This window comes from Undibacterium sp. TC4M20W (genome assembly GCF_049340245.1).
In the GTDB taxonomy this organism is placed as follows: Bacteria; Pseudomonadota; Gammaproteobacteria; order Burkholderiales; family Burkholderiaceae_D; genus Undibacterium.
The window spans coordinates 86,568-102,419 of record NZ_JBMPPI010000012.1 but is presented as its reverse complement, the minus strand read 5'-3'; the positions used below and the strand labels follow the sequence as shown (position 1 = coordinate 102,419).

At 51.2% G+C, this 15,852-nt stretch carries 17 protein-coding genes; 5 read left to right on the top strand and 12 right to left on the bottom strand.

What is annotated here, in order from left to right; all coding sequences use genetic code 11:
- The first annotated feature begins 155 nt into the window (after nucleotides 1-155).
- The 4 genes from ACO0LL_RS16045 to ACO0LL_RS16030 all read left to right on the top strand — a co-directional run bounded on the left by ACO0LL_RS16045 (nucleotide 156) and on the right by ACO0LL_RS16030 (nucleotide 3,386).
- Nucleotides 156-767 (top strand): dienelactone hydrolase family protein, encoded by a 612-nt coding sequence (locus tag ACO0LL_RS16045; RefSeq protein WP_422951855.1) that lies wholly within the window; start codon nucleotides 156-158, stop codon nucleotides 765-767.
- A 230-nt stretch (nucleotides 768-997) separates the two neighbouring features.
- Complete coding sequence (locus ACO0LL_RS16040) at nucleotides 998-2,029, top strand: Leu/Phe/Val dehydrogenase (protein WP_422951854.1); 1,032 nt, start codon at nucleotides 998-1,000, stop codon at nucleotides 2,027-2,029.
- Between the two features lie 233 nt (nucleotides 2,030-2,262).
- A complete protein-coding gene (locus tag ACO0LL_RS16035) occupies nucleotides 2,263-2,769 on the top strand; it encodes a DinB family protein (protein ID WP_422951853.1) in 507 nt (168 codons plus the stop codon).
- Between the two features lie 89 nt (nucleotides 2,770-2,858).
- On the top strand, nucleotides 2,859-3,386 hold the full coding sequence (locus ACO0LL_RS16030) for a GNAT family N-acetyltransferase (RefSeq protein WP_422951852.1): 528 nt from the start codon (nucleotides 2,859-2,861) through the stop codon (nucleotides 3,384-3,386).
- A gap of 4 nt (nucleotides 3,387-3,390) precedes the next feature.
- Here ACO0LL_RS16030 and ACO0LL_RS16025 read toward each other — a convergent pair whose 3' ends face one another.
- The 4 genes from ACO0LL_RS16025 to ACO0LL_RS16010 form a co-directional block, all read right to left on the bottom strand.
- Complete coding sequence (locus tag ACO0LL_RS16025; RefSeq protein ID WP_422951851.1) at nucleotides 3,391-5,220, bottom strand: sensor domain-containing diguanylate cyclase; 1,830 nt, start codon at nucleotides 5,218-5,220, stop codon at nucleotides 3,391-3,393.
- Nucleotides 5,221-5,484: 264 nt separating this feature from the next.
- Nucleotides 5,485-6,495: a ParB/Srx family N-terminal domain-containing protein gene (locus tag ACO0LL_RS16020; RefSeq protein WP_422951850.1), complete on the bottom strand. Its 1,011-nt coding sequence runs from the start codon at nucleotides 6,493-6,495 to the stop codon at nucleotides 5,485-5,487.
- Between the two features lie 28 nt (nucleotides 6,496-6,523).
- Nucleotides 6,524-7,465 (bottom strand): polysaccharide deacetylase family protein, encoded by a 942-nt coding sequence (locus ACO0LL_RS16015; protein WP_422951849.1) that lies wholly within the window; start codon nucleotides 7,463-7,465, stop codon nucleotides 6,524-6,526.
- 21 nt (nucleotides 7,466-7,486) lie between these two features.
- Nucleotides 7,487-8,119 carry a hypothetical protein gene (locus tag ACO0LL_RS16010; RefSeq protein ID WP_422951848.1) on the bottom strand — a complete coding sequence of 211 codons (633 nt, stop codon included), beginning with the start codon at nucleotides 8,117-8,119 and terminating at the stop codon, nucleotides 7,487-7,489.
- A gap of 248 nt (nucleotides 8,120-8,367) precedes the next feature.
- On the opposite strand from ACO0LL_RS16010, the gene ACO0LL_RS16005 reads away from it, so the two are divergent.
- Nucleotides 8,368-9,141, top strand: coding sequence for a VOC family protein (locus ACO0LL_RS16005; RefSeq protein ID WP_422951847.1), 774 nt, complete (start codon nucleotides 8,368-8,370; stop codon nucleotides 9,139-9,141).
- Nucleotides 9,142-9,189: 48 nt separating this feature from the next.
- Here ACO0LL_RS16005 and ACO0LL_RS16000 read toward each other — a convergent pair whose 3' ends face one another.
- The 8 genes from ACO0LL_RS16000 to ACO0LL_RS15965 form a co-directional block, all read right to left on the bottom strand.
- Entirely contained in the window at nucleotides 9,190-9,873 is a 684-nt protein-coding gene (locus tag ACO0LL_RS16000) for an Asp/Glu/hydantoin racemase (RefSeq protein ID WP_422951846.1), read from the bottom strand.
- Nucleotides 9,874-9,900: 27 nt separating this feature from the next.
- On the bottom strand, nucleotides 9,901-10,380 hold the full coding sequence (locus ACO0LL_RS15995; protein ID WP_422951845.1) for an SRPBCC family protein: 480 nt from the start codon (nucleotides 10,378-10,380) through the stop codon (nucleotides 9,901-9,903).
- Complete coding sequence (locus tag ACO0LL_RS15990; protein ID WP_422951844.1) at nucleotides 10,373-10,714, bottom strand: ArsR/SmtB family transcription factor; 342 nt, start codon at nucleotides 10,712-10,714, stop codon at nucleotides 10,373-10,375. Before ACO0LL_RS15990 ends, ACO0LL_RS15995 begins: the two co-directional genes overlap by 8 nt.
- A gap of 56 nt (nucleotides 10,715-10,770) precedes the next feature.
- Nucleotides 10,771-11,460, bottom strand: a complete 690-nt coding sequence (locus tag ACO0LL_RS15985; protein ID WP_422951843.1) for a hypothetical protein — start codon at nucleotides 11,458-11,460, stop codon at nucleotides 10,771-10,773.
- Between the two features lie 244 nt (nucleotides 11,461-11,704).
- A complete protein-coding gene (locus ACO0LL_RS15980) occupies nucleotides 11,705-12,154 on the bottom strand; it encodes a hypothetical protein (RefSeq protein WP_422951842.1) in 450 nt (149 codons plus the stop codon).
- A gap of 36 nt (nucleotides 12,155-12,190) precedes the next feature.
- Entirely contained in the window at nucleotides 12,191-13,585 is a 1,395-nt protein-coding gene (locus ACO0LL_RS15975) for a dicarboxylate/amino acid:cation symporter (RefSeq protein WP_422951841.1), read from the bottom strand.
- A 164-nt stretch (nucleotides 13,586-13,749) separates the two neighbouring features.
- Complete coding sequence (locus tag ACO0LL_RS15970; protein WP_422951840.1) at nucleotides 13,750-14,952, bottom strand: acyltransferase family protein; 1,203 nt, start codon at nucleotides 14,950-14,952, stop codon at nucleotides 13,750-13,752.
- Nucleotides 14,953-14,999: 47 nt separating this feature from the next.
- The gene (locus ACO0LL_RS15965) at nucleotides 15,000-15,851 is read right to left on the bottom strand and encodes a helix-turn-helix domain-containing protein (RefSeq protein WP_422951839.1); all 852 of its coding nucleotides are present in this window, start codon (nucleotides 15,849-15,851) and stop codon (nucleotides 15,000-15,002) included.
- Nucleotide 15,852: the final 1 nt, after the last annotated feature.

Genomic DNA, 15,852 nt, shown 5'->3' with positions numbered 1-15,852 from the left:
CATTACCAGCTTGCAACATTATCTAAATACTAGCTAAATATCCGCGAGTTTCTTGCATTGTCTGCACAAGTCCGGTAGGCTCCGGCCTCTTGCGTATCTATCAAGCTCTTATTGTGTCTGTTTCTGCATCTGTTTCTGTTAATGCGTCTGTTACTGTGTCTGCGGCTAAATCTGCTCCGGCTGCTCCGGCTTCACCACCCGTCTTGTTGATTGTGACTGATGTTTTTGGCAATACGCCTGCGATTGCCAGTTTTGCCCGGCAATTTCCCCTGCCCTGCCTGATCGCCTCGCCTTTTACCGGCGAAAGAACACAATACCCCGCAGAAACACTTGCCTATCATGCATTTATCGCTGAAGGTGGTGTCGCTGCCTATGCGAGTAATCTGTCTCAGCTTATCCAGACTCATCAATCCAGCCTGCGTTATGCCATAGGCTTTAGCGCCGGTGCCAGCGCCTTGTGGCTCAATAGTGCCAGTACGGCCATGGCAAATCTGCAACAGTCGGTATTATTTTATGGTTCGCGCATCCGCGATCACCGTGATGTACAGCCTGCCTGCCCGACACGCCTGATATTTGCTGAGCAAGAAGCCGCGTTTGAACCGGCAGAACTGGTGGCCGACTTGCGACAGCGCAATCAGAATGCGGAACTGGTCAAGGGCAGCAAACATGGCTTCATGAATCCGTATTCCGCCGGTTTTTGCCTGAAGACCCAGGAACGCTTTATGAAAGAGCTTCTTGATCTGACGCAAATCAGCGCTGCGGCATAAGCAAAAACCCTGCTTGTAGCTGGCTGGCAAGATTGAGTTTCACACCCTATTCCCCTATACTGCGCACGCGTGACACAATCACCGCCCTGCGTTTTTGATTGCACCAACCCGTGATCAAAGACAGTTTTATTTGCATGACAACACCACCTATTTAACTAACTTTTTTTGCGGCACCAGTGCATCTGCCTGATCTGGCAGCTCGTCTGGTTGATCCGCGCGGAGCCATAAGCATGACCGCCTTTGTATTTAATGAAATCAATTTCGACGACCACGAACAAGTCGTGTTCGCATCCGAAGCCAAATCCGGCTTGAAAGCCATCATCGCAGTCCACAACACCAATCTTGGCCCAGCCATGGGTGGCTGCCGCATGTGGAATTATGCAGATGAAGCCGAAGCCGTACGTGATGTATTGCGCCTATCGCGCGGCATGACCTACAAGAACGCCGTTGCTGGCCTGCCTATCGGTGGCGGTAAAAGCGTCATCATCGGCAATCCAAAAACTGACAAGACCCCTGCGCTGTTTGAAGCCCTGGGTGAAGCCCTGGAGCGCCTGGGTGGCCGTTATGTCACAGCAGAAGACGTAGGCACCAGCCCGGCAGACATGGCCAATGTTGCCAGCAAAACCAAATACGTTGCCGGTCTGGGTGACCGTGGCGACCCATCCCCTTACACTGCACTGGGCTGCTTCGTTGGTGCCCAGGCCGCAGTCAAACACCATTTAAAACGTGATAGCTTTGATGGCCTGACCGTGGCCCTGCAAGGCCTGGGCCATGTCGGTTATGACTATGCGCGCCAGTTGAAAGAAGCAGGTGCCAAACTCATCGTTACCGACATCGATCAGGGTGCACTGAAACGCGCGCAAGAAGAACTGGGTGCAGAAGTCGTCGCCATCGACGCCATCTATGATGTGCAAGCCGATATCTATGCACCATGCGCCCTCGGTGCGACCCTGAACCCGGACACGCTGTCACGCCTGAAAGCAAAGATCGTTGCCGGTGGCGCCAACAACCAACTGGCGACACCAGAGATGGGCGAAATTTGCCGTCAAAAAGGTATTTTGTATGCACCTGACTTTGTCATCAATGCCGGCGGTATTATCAAGGTGTGCTATGAATACCTGAACACTCCAGAAGACGGCATGGTTGCCCATGTACGCCGTATCGGTGAAACCCTGGCAGAAGTATTTGCCCGCGCAGATGCAGAAGGCCTGCCAACCAGCGTCGTGGCCGACCGCATTGCGGAAGCCAGGTTCAAAAAATAAAGCGATGCAAGCCCCGGCTTGCAGATGCTGAGGTCAAGAGCCACCGGACTGATGTTCTGGTGGCTTTTTATTTTGTGCGCTTGTGTCTTTGTGTCTTTGTGCTCTTGTGCCGCTCGGCCCTTGTCGTACTTTTGTATCTGCCGGAATCGCAAACATCTGTATCTACTGACCGCATCTCAACAGGCATATTCTATCCGTAAGGCAGATTTGTTTACCCATACCGGAGAATATGAATGACGATGTTATCAAATATATGCATGCTGACCCACTATAAGGCCTGGGCTGACGACAAGATGTTTTCCATGCTGAGTGCCCTGCCTGAAGAAGAGGTATTGCGCCCCCGTCTTACCCGCTTTGGCAATATGCTGCATACCCTGACCCATGTGTATGTCATCGATGATATCTTCCGTGCGCATCTACAAGGGCAACAACATGAATATCAGGACCGCAATACAGCTACCACACCAGCATTGCCTGATCTTTGGAGTGCATCCAAACAAATGAACCAGTGGTACCGTGACTTCGCAAAAGACCTGACTGACGAAGATCTCGAACGCGTCATCCATTTCAATTTTATTGGCGGTGGCGAAGGTGTCATGAGTTGTCAGGAAATGCTGCTACACGTCGTCAATCACGCTACTTACCATCGCGGTTTTGTCGGTGACATGATGTACCAGGCCAAGGTCATGCCGCAATCAACCGACCTGACCGTATTTGTCAGGGATGTACTGCGCGCATGATGCATAAGCTTGTCATGCGGCGTGCTGCTTGAAAGAGTTGAATTTCAGGCTTACACTCGTATGTCCTATTTTCAACAAGCCGCCTGATCATGACCATACTCACTACTGCACGCCTGCGCCTGGAACCAATGAACGACAGCCATTTTGATGGCCTGTTCCACATGAACAGCCAGGCCGAAGTCATGCAATACATTACTGGCAAACCAGACGCACCAGAAGACACACAGGCCATGATAGAACGCATCAAGGCGCGCTGGATAGAATATGGTTTTTCCTGGTGGAGCTTCATAGAACTAGACAGCAATGAAGTCATCGGTGCTGGCTGCATACAGCATCTGGGCCGCGACCCGGCCAACCCATTGGAAACTGGCTGGCGTCTGCGCAAGGAAAGCTGGAACAAGGGTTATGCGTCAGAAGCCGCGCAGGCCATGGCGGCGTTCGCCTTTGAAAACCTCAAGGCAGAATCCTTGTGCGCGGTCTGCCATCAAGACAATCATGGTTCAGCAAATATCATGAAAAAACTGGGCATGCAATACCGTGGCATAGAGCGCTGGTATGACATGGACACTGCAGTTTATTCCATGGATAAGGCACAATGGCTGGCAAGCAGAAAATAATGTTTTAATCTGCCGCAACAATAATACGGTTACGGCCAGCTTCCTTGGCGCGATACAAGGCCATGTCACTGGATGAGAGCGAGACATCGGCATCAATATCACTGGCTTGCATAAGCGCGATCCCTATACTGACCGTGACCGGAATAATATGGGTATGCGCATTGACTGGCGTATCCAGTAATTGTTTTTGTACACGCTCAGCAAAAACGGTGGCATCGGCAATGCTGGTGCCTGCCAGCACCACAGCGAATTCTTCACCACCTACCCGGCCTGCATAATCGCTTTTACGCAGTTCATCATGCAGGATATGGGCAAAATGCCTGAGCACGAGATCGCCTATGGCATGCCCATAGGTGTCATTGATGAGCTTGAAATTATCCAGGTCACACATCAATACCGCTGCCGCCTTGCTAGCACCGCGCTGCATGCGCGCCAGCTCTTCTTCCATGCGCCCCATGAAGCTACGGCGGTTAGGAATCTGCGTTAAAAAATCGATGGTCGCCAGTTCCTGCAACTCTTGTTCTATGCGTTTATGTTCAGTGACATCGGTAATAAAACCATGCCACAGGGTAGCGCCATCCGGCAGGCGGCGTGGCCTTGCATCCATCTGACGCCAGCGTATGCCTTGTTGCGGCAGATTGACGCGGTATTCCAGATGCAGGTGTTCCAGCCTGCTGGCTGATTTCAGGACGGCATTGCGGTAGGCAGGAAAATCATCAAGATGTATACGTGCGTGTATCAGCGCCACGGCTTCCTGCATCTGTAACGGGCTTAATTCATAAATATCGCGTATGCCTTCGCTGAGATAGGTAAAACTTTCTTCGCCATTGGCTTGCATGCAGTATTGATAGGCGAGGCCTGGCACTTCATTGGTCAGGCAAGTCACCAGGTCTGCACTTTCTTGCAGACGCTGCGACAAAACCCGCATGGCCGTGATATCAGTGGTGGTACCTATCATGCGCAAGGGGCTGCCATCTTCCGCACGGCTGACTACCTTGCCACGGCTGGATATCCACTTATAACTGCCATCCTTGCAACGCACCCGATGTTCGACGACATATTGCTCAGTGAGCCCCTCAAAATGTGCCTGTATGGTCGCTTGCACATAGGCGCTGTCATCAGGATGCAGGCGCGCATAACTGTCTTCTATGCGCCCGGTAATTTCTGCATCGGTATAACCGAGTATGGCTTTCCAGCCGGGTGAATAATGTATTCGTCCGCCAGGCACATCCCTGTCCCAGATGCCAGTGCCACTACCCTCTAAGGCCAGTGCCATACGCAACATATTGGCCTGGCTTTGCTCAGCCAGTGACTGTGCGTGCAGGGATTTTTGCTGCGCGTGCTTGTGTTGTATGAGATTAGCGATCAGGCTTGCAAGCTCTTGCAAGACATGCTGATCGGGCTTTTTTTCAATTGCCCCATTTTTAGCAAAAAAATACAAGCCATCTGACTGCCTGTGTTCATCATTGGAAATGGGTATCTCAGCTAGCAGCCACAGGTCATGGTCTTGCGCAAGTTCCTGCAACCGGCTGACTTGCTTGCTGCGCTCAGGAATTGCGCCTTTTGGATATGCATCTTCGACCACTGCATGCATATTGCGTATGTCATCAAGGCAGGGCTGGGATAAATTTGAAGCAAGCAGCAGATCAGTCTCAATACCACGCACCACTATAGCAGACAGCAAACCAGAATAATGGGCATCCAGGCTGCTGACTATGCGAAGCAAACTATCCGTCAGGTCAGTATTGCGCGCAATATCATTCATGCATAGACGATACAGGTCCAGCAAATGCTGACCGTCTTCATTGCTCTTGTGCAAATTATCCAGACTCATATTTACCCGGCATTTCTGATCAGAGTGTGCTTGCACGTATTTAGCAGGCCCGCTATATCGGCATGACATATCGGACTAAGCGCAGGTCATTACCAGCAGAGAGCGGTAATACCCTATTTGATCATATACCAAAGAGAGGAGGCGTGATGGCGAGCAACAATTTTTAATACAAATATTGAATACAATCCGGTGTTTCGCTATTTCACTGAGATTTTGCTGAGATTAATGCAACAGTAAATTGCTTTACAGAATTGATGTGATTCATCACAGGCCGCGTAAATAAATACAGTAAGTAGCAGCTTTTTGGCGCATGAAGGCGGCAACCTCATCGTCCCATGCTTGCGGATCCAAAGTCGCCGAGCTGCGGGTAATGAAGCGACGCATTGGTCTGCGATCAAACGCCTGTGCCAGCAATTTTTGCATATTGACGAAGCTAGCCGGGTTATTCTCTGTGCCCTTGGCGATTCTTTCCGCTGTCAGATTTACCTGATGCAGGATGGCTTGTTCGCGTCCAGGGTCACTGTGAATAGCCACTTCATAAAAGGATGTCAAGACAGCAAAAGCAGGTTGAACACCTTCGAGCAGACAGGCTTGCAAACGGTCATGACCATCCAATATCATGTAAGCGCTGAGGCTGTGTATGTACCAGACGAGTATGGGTGGCGTTTGTCCAAGCCTGGCGAGCTTGCGCCACCATTTGATGCGCCCGCTATCCCTGGCTTGCGGAGCAAACACATTTAATATCTGACCACTGCCAGACAGGCACCAGTCCAGATACACGCAAGGTGCCTGTAGCAATTGGAAGTCCTCATCCCCTGCCCCGGCATGCCAATCGCGCAATCGATGTTTGCCACGCCAATGCGGCTCATACGACTGACTGCCATCACAATACTCCAATGACCACAACCCGTCTGAAAGGCAGTTGATTCTGGTCTCATGCAATGCCTGCACAAAATACTTTAGCCATCGCTTTTTTTGCTGCTCTACTGGCATCAAGGCGATCTTTTGCACTTCAGCCGAACTGATGGATGGCAACCACTCCTGATGCTGTGGCAAGCTACGATAAACATGCACACCTTCATAATAATCACCATCAATTTGCGCCCACAAAATGGGCAGATCACCCGCATCCAAGCGCATGCGCTTGCCTGCCGCCGTGCGCAGACGAAGCATGGGTTTCGGGGCATTGCTGACATTCAACAAAAGCCCAGACCATTTCCCGTAGTCACGTTCATGGTCGCGCGTGTCGTCTTGGTAGTGGATCTGGATAGCCATCAGGTATTCCTGGATAACAGCGCAGGTATCACAAACCCTGCTGCTTCAATTGCTCAATCTCAAAATCTCCATCATCGACCAAACGCTCTCCGCCAGGATACTTGCCCAAGCCCAGTATTCTGCCCATGGATAACAACAGGCTTTGTCCTGATGCCAAACGTTCTGGTATCAATTGATAGACTGAATCACTGAATGCCGCAGCCGGGGTCGTGAACTTCCAGCCCATGTCCTTGAACTGGGCCAGCACATCATCAAGCCACAGGGCATTGATCAGATTGTGATGCATGAGCATGACTTGCGGAATATCGCGCCCCTGCAATTGCCAGGATAAGGCGCGATAAGCTTCGGCGCGCTGGCGTATATGGGCCAGGTAAGCGCGCTTGATGGCACTCACATCTGCCTGGGGATTTTTTTCCAGCACTTCTACCAGTTTCTCATTCAGGCGCCAGTCGCTGGTATCCAGGCTGACATAGGCATTACGGTAGTTATTCTGCTTCAAAAAACTGCGCATGCCATCGCGTTTTTCTGGTGTATTACCTTCGCGCAGATAAGTATAGCGATACCATTTCTGGTAGCCGGGCAAGGTGCTGATGATGGCGTCGCAATCCAGTATTTCTTGCTGATATTGTGCGAGGCTGACTTTATCACTATGCAAATCGGGGTGGCTCATGCTGTGGTTGCCGACAGCATGTCCGGCATCACCCCAGGCTTTGGCCAGTACATAACCAGCGGGTTGTTTTGCTGCATAGTCTGCCGTGACAAACAGGGCAGCAGTCACGCCATGTCTGGCCAGCGCTTTGAGCATGGCCTGGTTACGCTGTTCAGGACTCAGCCTTGGCGTCTGTTCCAGATTGGGGCCATCGTCGATAGTGATGGCGACTGTTTGCGCAATTGCATCTGCGCCGAACGAAATACAGGCTATAAAAAATACCGAAGCAGTTACGCTGCTTAAATAAGCGGAGAGTTTCAATTTGATTTCATTTTCCGAAATTTAATCTGTGACATAATCAGCAGATTTTGTTGATGTCTCAGCAGCGCTAATAAGCATGAACTGCTGACCATTCCATTGATAAGTTGCTGCTTGCTCTCCTGGTGTTGCAGATACTGCCAATAGAGATTTCTTATTTCCGGCTGCATCATAAGTCCACTCAAATGCCCCGGCTACCAGGCCTTGCAGCAGCTTGTATTCACCCTGAGCCAGGCCATACACTTGCAACTCTTCATAAGCTGCGCCTTGTTGTAACTTGAGAATGAAGACTGGTTTTCCTGCCAGGGTGAATTCGGTATGTAACTGCAGGCGGGGGTTATAACTATCGGCAAACTGCTTTTGCGAAACGACCCGCCAGGCTTGCTTTTCTTTTTTCAGTATGCTGACCGTGCTTGAGATTCCACCCCTGATCTTGTTGCCGGGCTGGCTTACCGCTTTGCCGGACCAGGTGATGATCTTCCATTCATCCTGCGTGCTGAGCACGCTGTAATTCTCGAAGTCACCTACATTTTCCTTGCTCAATGCGGGGATTGCGGCTTGCTGTGGAATCTGCTTGACTACAGATTTTGCGGCAGGCTGACAGGCTGTCAAGGTCGTCAGGATGAGTAGTGAAAACAGCGATTTTTTTTGCGGCATGAATACAGAGGGGCTGAGGGATTTTCTTTTGATGCCAGTGCAAATTGCAGGTGCGCAACAAAACCATATGCGATAGCATAACATTAAGTTTTATCAAGCGCACAAACTGCATATTTCCATCCAGATTCCCATTTCATTTTTAGTGGGGCAGCTTATAATTCCTGAGCTGCACTGCTATATTTTCACTCCCCGAACAACTGCCCTAACCCATCGTTTTCCAACCGACATAAACTGAAGGAGATATCAGCATGAGTATCGTAAGCTCACATGAACCTGGTGCCTTTTGCTGGGTAGAACTTGGCACTAGTGATCAAAAAGCTGCAAAAGCATTTTATGGCGAACTGTTCGACTGGGGACATCAGGACAATGAGATGGGACCGGGAAGCTATTACACGATTTTCCAGCTCAAGGGTCACGATGCCGCAGCAGCATATACCCTGGACCCGGAACAGCAGGCAGGCGTACCGCCGCACTGGACTATCTATGTATCGACAGCAGATGCAGAGGCCACGGCAAAGCGCAGCGCAGAATTGGGTGGTGAAGTCGTCGTCCCGGCATTTGATGTGTATGACCTGGGCCGCATGGCAGTATTAAAAGATCCTACCGGCGCTTTCCACAACATCTGGCAGCCGGGTAAAAACACGGGTGTAGGCATACATAATGAGCCTGGCGCTTTTTGCTGGGGACAGCTCAATACCAGTGACACGGCAAAAGCAGAAGCCTATTACAAAGCCTTGTTTGGCTGGGATGCCAGCACAGGCAGCGATGACGCCATGACTTATACCGAGTGGCAGCAACATGGCACTGCCATAGGCGGCATGATGGCTTTGCCAGATGGTGTCATGGCACCTTCACACTGGCTGGCCTATTTCAGCGTTGAAGACTGCGACGCTACAGCTGCAAAAGCACAGGCCCTGGGTGCGGCGACGTATGTGCCACCGAGTGATATTCCAAATACTGGTCGCTTTGCAGTTCTGGCTGATCCTCAGGGTGCTGTGTTTGCAATCTATGAGGGACATTAGCAAGAAATTAGCAATCACAGTCCCTGGTTTGCATGTGTCAAGCTTGTATCAAGCATGTGTCAATGCACTGATGGCGCGTGCCACACCAAGCCGGGGGCTGGTCAACACCTCGGCACCCAGATCACTTAACTCTTCTGCCGCTGCTGCCATTGATGCCTGTGCCAGTACCACGACATCAATGTCAGCAGTTTTATCCTGCAATGCCAGCCTGACCGCATCACTGATCGCTTGCAGATAAGCCTGCCTGTCGCCTTGCAGGAAATACCCCCAGGCCTGCTCAGACAGGAGTGTGCTGATCTCTATCGTTTTACCTGCAGCCCTGGCCGACTCCATCAGCAACTCCGTCGTTGGATCAAGCGTGCTTTCCAGCGCGGCGACCAGCAAAATGCGCGGCCCCAAAGCGACTGCGCGATCTGCCATGGCACGGTCTATCCTGGCCGCCTGCAAACCTGAACGCCCGTTCATGCGTTCGGCAATCCCGCCTATGCTGGAACAGGTGCATACCACCATGCTCACATAGCCAGTTGCACAATTTGTGGAAGCCGCATGCATCGCTGCCTCCACTTTTTGAATAACGGCAGCATCTGTTGCGCCAAACTGCTGGGCAGCGATGAGCAGGCTTTCATCAACATGGTGATGTACTTTAAGTCCCGGAGCCAGTTCCTGCACCAGAGCATCAAAGCCCTCTACATGTACCGGTGAAGTATGTAAAAAGGCGAACTGGGCCTTCATATGATCCTTAGTCTGGCATTTGTACTGTCAATTGAGTTTTTTCATATGGGCGACCAGTTGGTCGAGGGCAGTGCCCCAGCCCTGATGGAATCCCATTTCCATATGTTTTTGCTTGTCTTCTGCATTTTTATGCAAGACGACGGCTTTATACCGGGTTCCCGTTTCATGCGGCTCAAAGGTAACGATAGCAGTCATGAAGGAATTGCCGGTAGGACGAAAACCTGGCCCCAGTGCATCGGTGAACACCAGTTTTTTTCCAGGGATGACTTCGAGATAGCAACCGGCATTGTCGTGATCAACACCTTCAGGCGAACGCATGACCGTGCGGAAGATACCGCCAGCTTTCAGGTCTATCTCACAATCCACGGTTTTCCACGGAGCAGGCGTGAACCATTCCAGCAAATGGGCAGGCGTAGTCCAGGCAGCCCATACCAAAGATGGCGGGATATCAACTATACGCTCCAGCACCAGATCAAATTTACCTTCTTCCGTCGTTGCTTCAGACATCATGATTCTCCTTTATCTTATTTAAGTAAGCATCGAGTTGGTTAAAGCGTTTTTCCCAATCGCTGCGCTGCGAAGCAAGCCATTGCTCTGCTTCTTGCAAGCCCGCTGGTGCCAGTTGGTATGTTCTTACCCTGCCATTTTTTTCAGACACTACCAGACCGGAATGTTCGAGTACCCGCAGATGCTGGGTAAATGAAGGCAGGGCCATGTCGAATTCCAGCGCCAACTCGCTGACTGCTGCCGGCCCCTGGCACAGGCGTGCCAGTACAGCACGCCGTGTTGTATCACCGAGAGCAGAAAACAGATGATCGAGTTGAGTTTGCTGGTTTGACATGCGAATAATATAGCGCAAAACAATACTTAGGTAAATACCTTTATATTAAAATTTCGCTACTGTGCGATTTTTTCTTCTGGCCGCATGTTCCTGAGTTTTTGATCGAGGGTCTCTTGCAGATGTTGATAACGGGGTGACAGGTATAAATAAACTGGCTTGAAAAATAAATCTTGCAGGTAGTAGCTGCCGGCAGCAGCCTGGCTTTCCTCTATCATTTTCAGCGCCAGCGATTTGGTCATGATGCAGGCGTCCCCGAGTTTTCTTAACACCATGTAGGCGCAATCATGTTCTGAGCTTACTGCTATCAGATGATCCAGCTCCTTATGCGCTGCAATTGCCGCATTGCCGCGCACATAAAACACTTTGTGTCTGTTCAGGTCGGCCATGGATTTCACGACTATATTTTTATCATGCGTAAGCAAACTGAAACTCAGATAACCCAAAGCCGTAGGAACACGACTTGCTGTTGGTACCAGATTCTGGAATTCTTCAAAGCGCGGTAACTCGCCCGCTGTTTCGCTATCTTGCAGCATCTTCACCGCACGACCGGGCGGATATGCAGTGAGGATACAACTCAGGCCGCTTTGCCTGCACAGTTTTTCCAATAAAATTTTGCTGTCTGCGAAGGCCTCACCGGCTTCGCTAAGCGAAGAAGAAAAGCGCAACACCTCAGGTTGCACGGGCTGTTCATGGGCGCTCGCAAAGGCACAGGCACTACAGAAAAAAGTGAATAGAAATGCGCGCACGATAATGGGCTTTCAAACCGGGACAGGCATTTCGCGTTCTTGCTTAGTGACTATTAGTGACTATCAGTGACCAAATAAGCAATCAAACCATCAGTGATGGAACCTTCCCATCTCCAGTATTTAACAATTTTCAGTAGCTTACAAGCGGGACTTGTCGCCATGTTGCAAGACTGGTTCAGACTGGTCATTTTCATATTGAAAATTATGGCTATGACATATCAAATCCATCACCTTCTAAAACAATTTAACAATCATAGCCATGCTCAATCAATATTGACTTGACGCCAAACACGGCCTCGAAAACGGCAGTTCTTGCTTCCAGCCATGCCAGACCAGCTTCATTAAATGTAACGGCTTCAAGCAACACCAGTGGCTGATCCTGATCTGTAAGCACTGCCTCGAAATATATCCAGCCAGCTCCTTTGGCCCGTCGCAAAATATTGATCGTTAATTCAAGCAAGCGGGCGCGTTCAAACACGATAAGGCTGCCTGATCTGCTCAGGCCCATCGTTGCGCTATCTGTATCGTTCCAGGCCAGCAAATGGCAGGCTGGTGCCCCCTGATAAAACTCCAGCACGCCGACGGGCAGAGCTGCTTTGATATCGCCAGCCATTACCGCAGACTGGCCGAATTGCAAAGGCAAATCAGGGGTATTAAAATAAGGACTACCATCCAGGATGCTGATGCGCTTCATCGCAATAGACTCAACTGCCCGCCAGCGTTATCAGACTTATGCTGCCTGACGTTCGACAATCTCAGCTTCCAGCGCTTCTGCCGTACGCTCAGCATTATAGAGTTCCAGATTTAGCAAACCCAGGCGCTTGGCGACTATGGTTGGTACCAGTGCCTGTCCAGCGACATTGACTGCAGTACGGCCCATATCAATGATAGGTTCCACAGCGAGCAACAAACCGACACCTTCAAGTGGAAGACCCACGGTAGATAAAGTCAGTGTCAGCATGACAGTGGCACCGGTAGTGCCAGCAGTCGCGGTTGAGCCCAGTACAGAAACCAGGGCAATCAATGCCAACTGCGTGACATCCAGATGCAGGCCATAGAATTGCGCGATAAAAATAGCGGATATTGCCGGATAAATTGAGGCACAGCCATCCATCTTGGTGGTTGCGCCGAGTGGCACGGCAAAGGCTGCATATTCACGCGGCACACCGAGATAACGCTCGGTCACCCGCTCTGTCAAAGGCATGGTACCCATTGATGAACGTGATACAAACCCCAGTTGCACCGCAGGCCAGACGCCTGTGAAATACTGGCGCACGGACAAGCCATGCAACTTGACCAGTAAGGGATACACCACGAACGACACCAGCAACAAACCCACATACACTGAGGCACTGAAGCTGGCGAGTGAACCCAGCGCATCCCAGCCATAACTGGCAACCGCATCACCCAGCAGGGCCAGTGTGCCTATTGGTGCCAGGCGTATGATCCACCACAATATTTTTTGCACCACCGCACCGACTGCATCGGTAAAACGCAACAGCGGTTCTGCACGCTCACCAACCTTGAGTGCAGCAATACCTACTGCAATCGAGATCACCAGCAATTGCAGAACATTGAAACCCAGTTGGGTGGAGGCAACCGCTTTCTCACCTACCAGCTTGACTGAGCTGCTGGCGGTCATGCCCAGGATATTGCCCGGTAACAGTTGATTCAGAAAAGCCCACCATGAGCCGGTTCTTGACGGTGCACTGGCCTTGGCAGCATCGACTACCGCACCGGCACTGGGATTTGCCAGCAAGCCTATTGTCAGGCCTATAGCTACTGCGATAAAAGCAGTAATCGCAAACCAGATCAAGGTCTGTGTTGCCAGTTGCGCTGCATTTTGCAAACGGCGCAGATTGGCAATGCTGCTGACCACTGCCGTCAATATCAGCGGCGGGATCATGAGTTTCAAGAGGCCTACATAGGCATTGCCAATTGCACCAAGCGCAACCTGCAGCCAATTGGCCTCGTTACCCTGGGTACCCATGTTGCGTGCTATCAGCCCCACCACTACCCCGGCCAATAAACCTATGACTATCTGTGGTCCGAAAGACTTCCACCAGCGTGCGCCATGCCCGCTGGGCAATGCTGATACAGTCGCCTTGTTATTTGAAGTTTGCATATCCAAATTCCCTGTGCTTCTGACATGATGATTAATGCCTGCCATCATGCACCAAAGACTGTGCTATTTGCAAATACAGAAATTCATCCCAGCAATGAGCTCAGCGCATAAGGAGAAATATGCCCACGAATATGCCTACGAATATGCCTAGGATTTAGCAAAATTCAGCAAGAAACCCCTGGATTGACCGAGCCAGCATCAACGAGCTTTTTTCTCGCGCCCCCATTCAGGAAGCGCTCTATCAAGCCGCCGCGCACCAGCAAATGGTAGCTCAGCAGGCAAAACAGGCTGGTCAGGACGATATTGCACATCATTCTCCCAACAGCGCCAAAAGGGCTGTGATAAAGCAGGATACCAAATCCCATCGTCCCCAGCATGTGCACCAGATAAACCCAGTAAGAGCTGTCTGCCAGATAAGACAGCAAACGACTCTGACCAGGTAAGTACCGGAGGAACAAGCCTATCAGGGCAAAGCTCCAGAGCCAGCTCACGCTATTGTATAAATACGCCATGATGGTCTGCATGCCTGGGTTGGCAGAGTCTGCATTGCCGCCACTCTTTACCAGCGCCAGGAACGCGATGAAGACCGGCAAACCGGCGCAAAGATATGACCAGCACCTGCGCTCAAAACGGGGCAGCAAATCTGCCTGAAAGCGATACAGGAAAATCCCGCAGCTAAAGAACATGCCGCTATGGATGAATTCTGCAGGGTGTGGCATGAAAGAACCCAGCGGCGTCACCATGCCATTGCGGTAAAAACTCCCGGCCAACGCCAACGGCAGTGTCAGGAAAAATATACCCCACCAGTTAATGCACAGTGTTTTCCAGGTATTGGCAAAACCATCCTGTAAGGTCAATGGGATAAAGACCGACCAGCGCAGCAACAGCGCGTACACCAGACAATACAGGAACAGGTAATAGATGAACCACAGATGCAGTAGCGACACCTGCGGCCTGCCAGGTACTTGCGGAATCAGCTCAAAATCCACACCTATCGTCCCAAAAGCATTCAGATGCGCATACACTGCCACCAGCACACTCATGCAGATCAGCAGCAAGGGCCAGAACACCATGAAAGGCCAGACCAGCTTGCGCACACGCTGATGCAGCATGGCTGCCGTGCCACGCTTTGCCACCAGCATGGCAACAAAAAATCCAGCCAGGATAAAAAAAACAGGCATGCGAAAAGCATGGATGAAAACGATCAATAAGTCTGCCAGCACACTGGTCTGGCTATCGCGCCAAGGCGTAGGTGATGGATTGATCATATAGTTCACCGATACATGCACGACGATGCCCAGCCACATCATGATGGCCCTGAGATTATCAAGAGAATGCAGGCGTTGATCAGTGTTAGCAGTATTCATAGGGTGAGTTCAAGCTTAGCGTGGGACAGCTCTGGCTGGCGTCTTGCTTAAAGACGGTAAATCCAGTCGCTTTCATTTTTCCTGGCATCGTTGAGCAATTGCTGTGGGCTACGCCCGGATACTTCCTTGCAGTCGCGAATCAGGTGGGATTGGTCGGCATAACCTAGGGCATCTGCATGTTCCGCCCAGTTTGGTGTCTGCCCCTGCGCCAGGTCGCTCAAGACCTGGCTGTGACTGCGCTTGGCACGCCATAAACGTGACAAACCCAGCAAAGGCAGGCCAGCTTCTTTCCTGACCCGTCTTTGTAACTGGCGCGCGCCTACACCAAGCAGGCTGCAACTCAGGCGCAGGCTCAGGTTCTGCCCCATCTTGCGCAAACGTGACCAGGGGCTGGAAAGCAGGGCGCTGTTGTTTTGTGCAACATGGTTTTCAATCAGCGAGCGCCGGTCAGCATGTGTCTCCGCCAGCGCAACGGCCTGCAGCAATGCCAGCCCTGACGGATTCAGTACCTCCATCGCATCGACAAATCTGTCCTGCACTGTCGTCAGGTCAAGTTCAAACAAGGCATGAAATGCATCCGAGTAAAACACCGCCATAAAACTGTGTCGGTCACCAAGGTTCATCGACACTCCATATTGGCTCTGGCAACCAGCCACAAATATCTGCGGCAAGCGCTGCTCACGCTTGATTTTTCCCTGTTGCAGCAAACTCACCTCACCTTCCAGCATCCAGGTGATGCAACAGAATGGCGTAGCAGGGTAACGATTCAGTTGATCCGGCCCATCCAGATGACAGCCACGAGTATCCCGCACGATATACATCAGCACATGCTCAGCCGCCTGGCCACTGGCTGGCCAGATATGCGTTTGCGCTTTGGGAATAATGTGAGTCTTGTGCATG

Coding starts and splice junctions, on each gene's coding strand:
- ACO0LL_RS16040 (WP_422951854.1), top strand. CDS start 998: ATGACCGCCTTTGTATTTAATGAAATCAATTTCGACGACCACGAACAA.
- ACO0LL_RS16035 (WP_422951853.1), top strand. CDS start 2,263: ATGACGATGTTATCAAATATATGCATGCTGACCCACTATAAGGCCTGG.
- ACO0LL_RS16030 (WP_422951852.1), top strand. CDS start 2,859: ATGACCATACTCACTACTGCACGCCTGCGCCTGGAACCAATGAACGAC.
- ACO0LL_RS16025 (WP_422951851.1), bottom strand. CDS start 5,220: ATGAGTCTGGATAATTTGCACAAGAGCAATGAAGACGGTCAGCATTTG.
- ACO0LL_RS16020 (WP_422951850.1), bottom strand. CDS start 6,495: ATGGCTATCCAGATCCACTACCAAGACGACACGCGCGACCATGAACGT.
- ACO0LL_RS16010 (WP_422951848.1), bottom strand. CDS start 8,119: ATGCCGCAAAAAAAATCGCTGTTTTCACTACTCATCCTGACGACCTTG.
- ACO0LL_RS16005 (WP_422951847.1), top strand. CDS start 8,368: ATGAGTATCGTAAGCTCACATGAACCTGGTGCCTTTTGCTGGGTAGAA.
- ACO0LL_RS16000 (WP_422951846.1), bottom strand. CDS start 9,873: ATGAAGGCCCAGTTCGCCTTTTTACATACTTCACCGGTACATGTAGAG.
- ACO0LL_RS15995 (WP_422951845.1), bottom strand. CDS start 10,380: ATGTCTGAAGCAACGACGGAAGAAGGTAAATTTGATCTGGTGCTGGAG.
- ACO0LL_RS15990 (WP_422951844.1), bottom strand. CDS start 10,714: ATGTCAAACCAGCAAACTCAACTCGATCATCTGTTTTCTGCTCTCGGT.
- ACO0LL_RS15980 (WP_422951842.1), bottom strand. CDS start 12,154: ATGAAGCGCATCAGCATCCTGGATGGTAGTCCTTATTTTAATACCCCT.
- ACO0LL_RS15975 (WP_422951841.1), bottom strand. CDS start 13,585: ATGCAAACTTCAAATAACAAGGCGACTGTATCAGCATTGCCCAGCGGG.
- ACO0LL_RS15970 (WP_422951840.1), bottom strand. CDS start 14,952: ATGAATACTGCTAACACTGATCAACGCCTGCATTCTCTTGATAATCTC.
- ACO0LL_RS15965 (WP_422951839.1), bottom strand. CDS start 15,851: ATGCACAAGACTCACATTATTCCCAAAGCGCAAACGCATATCTGGCCA.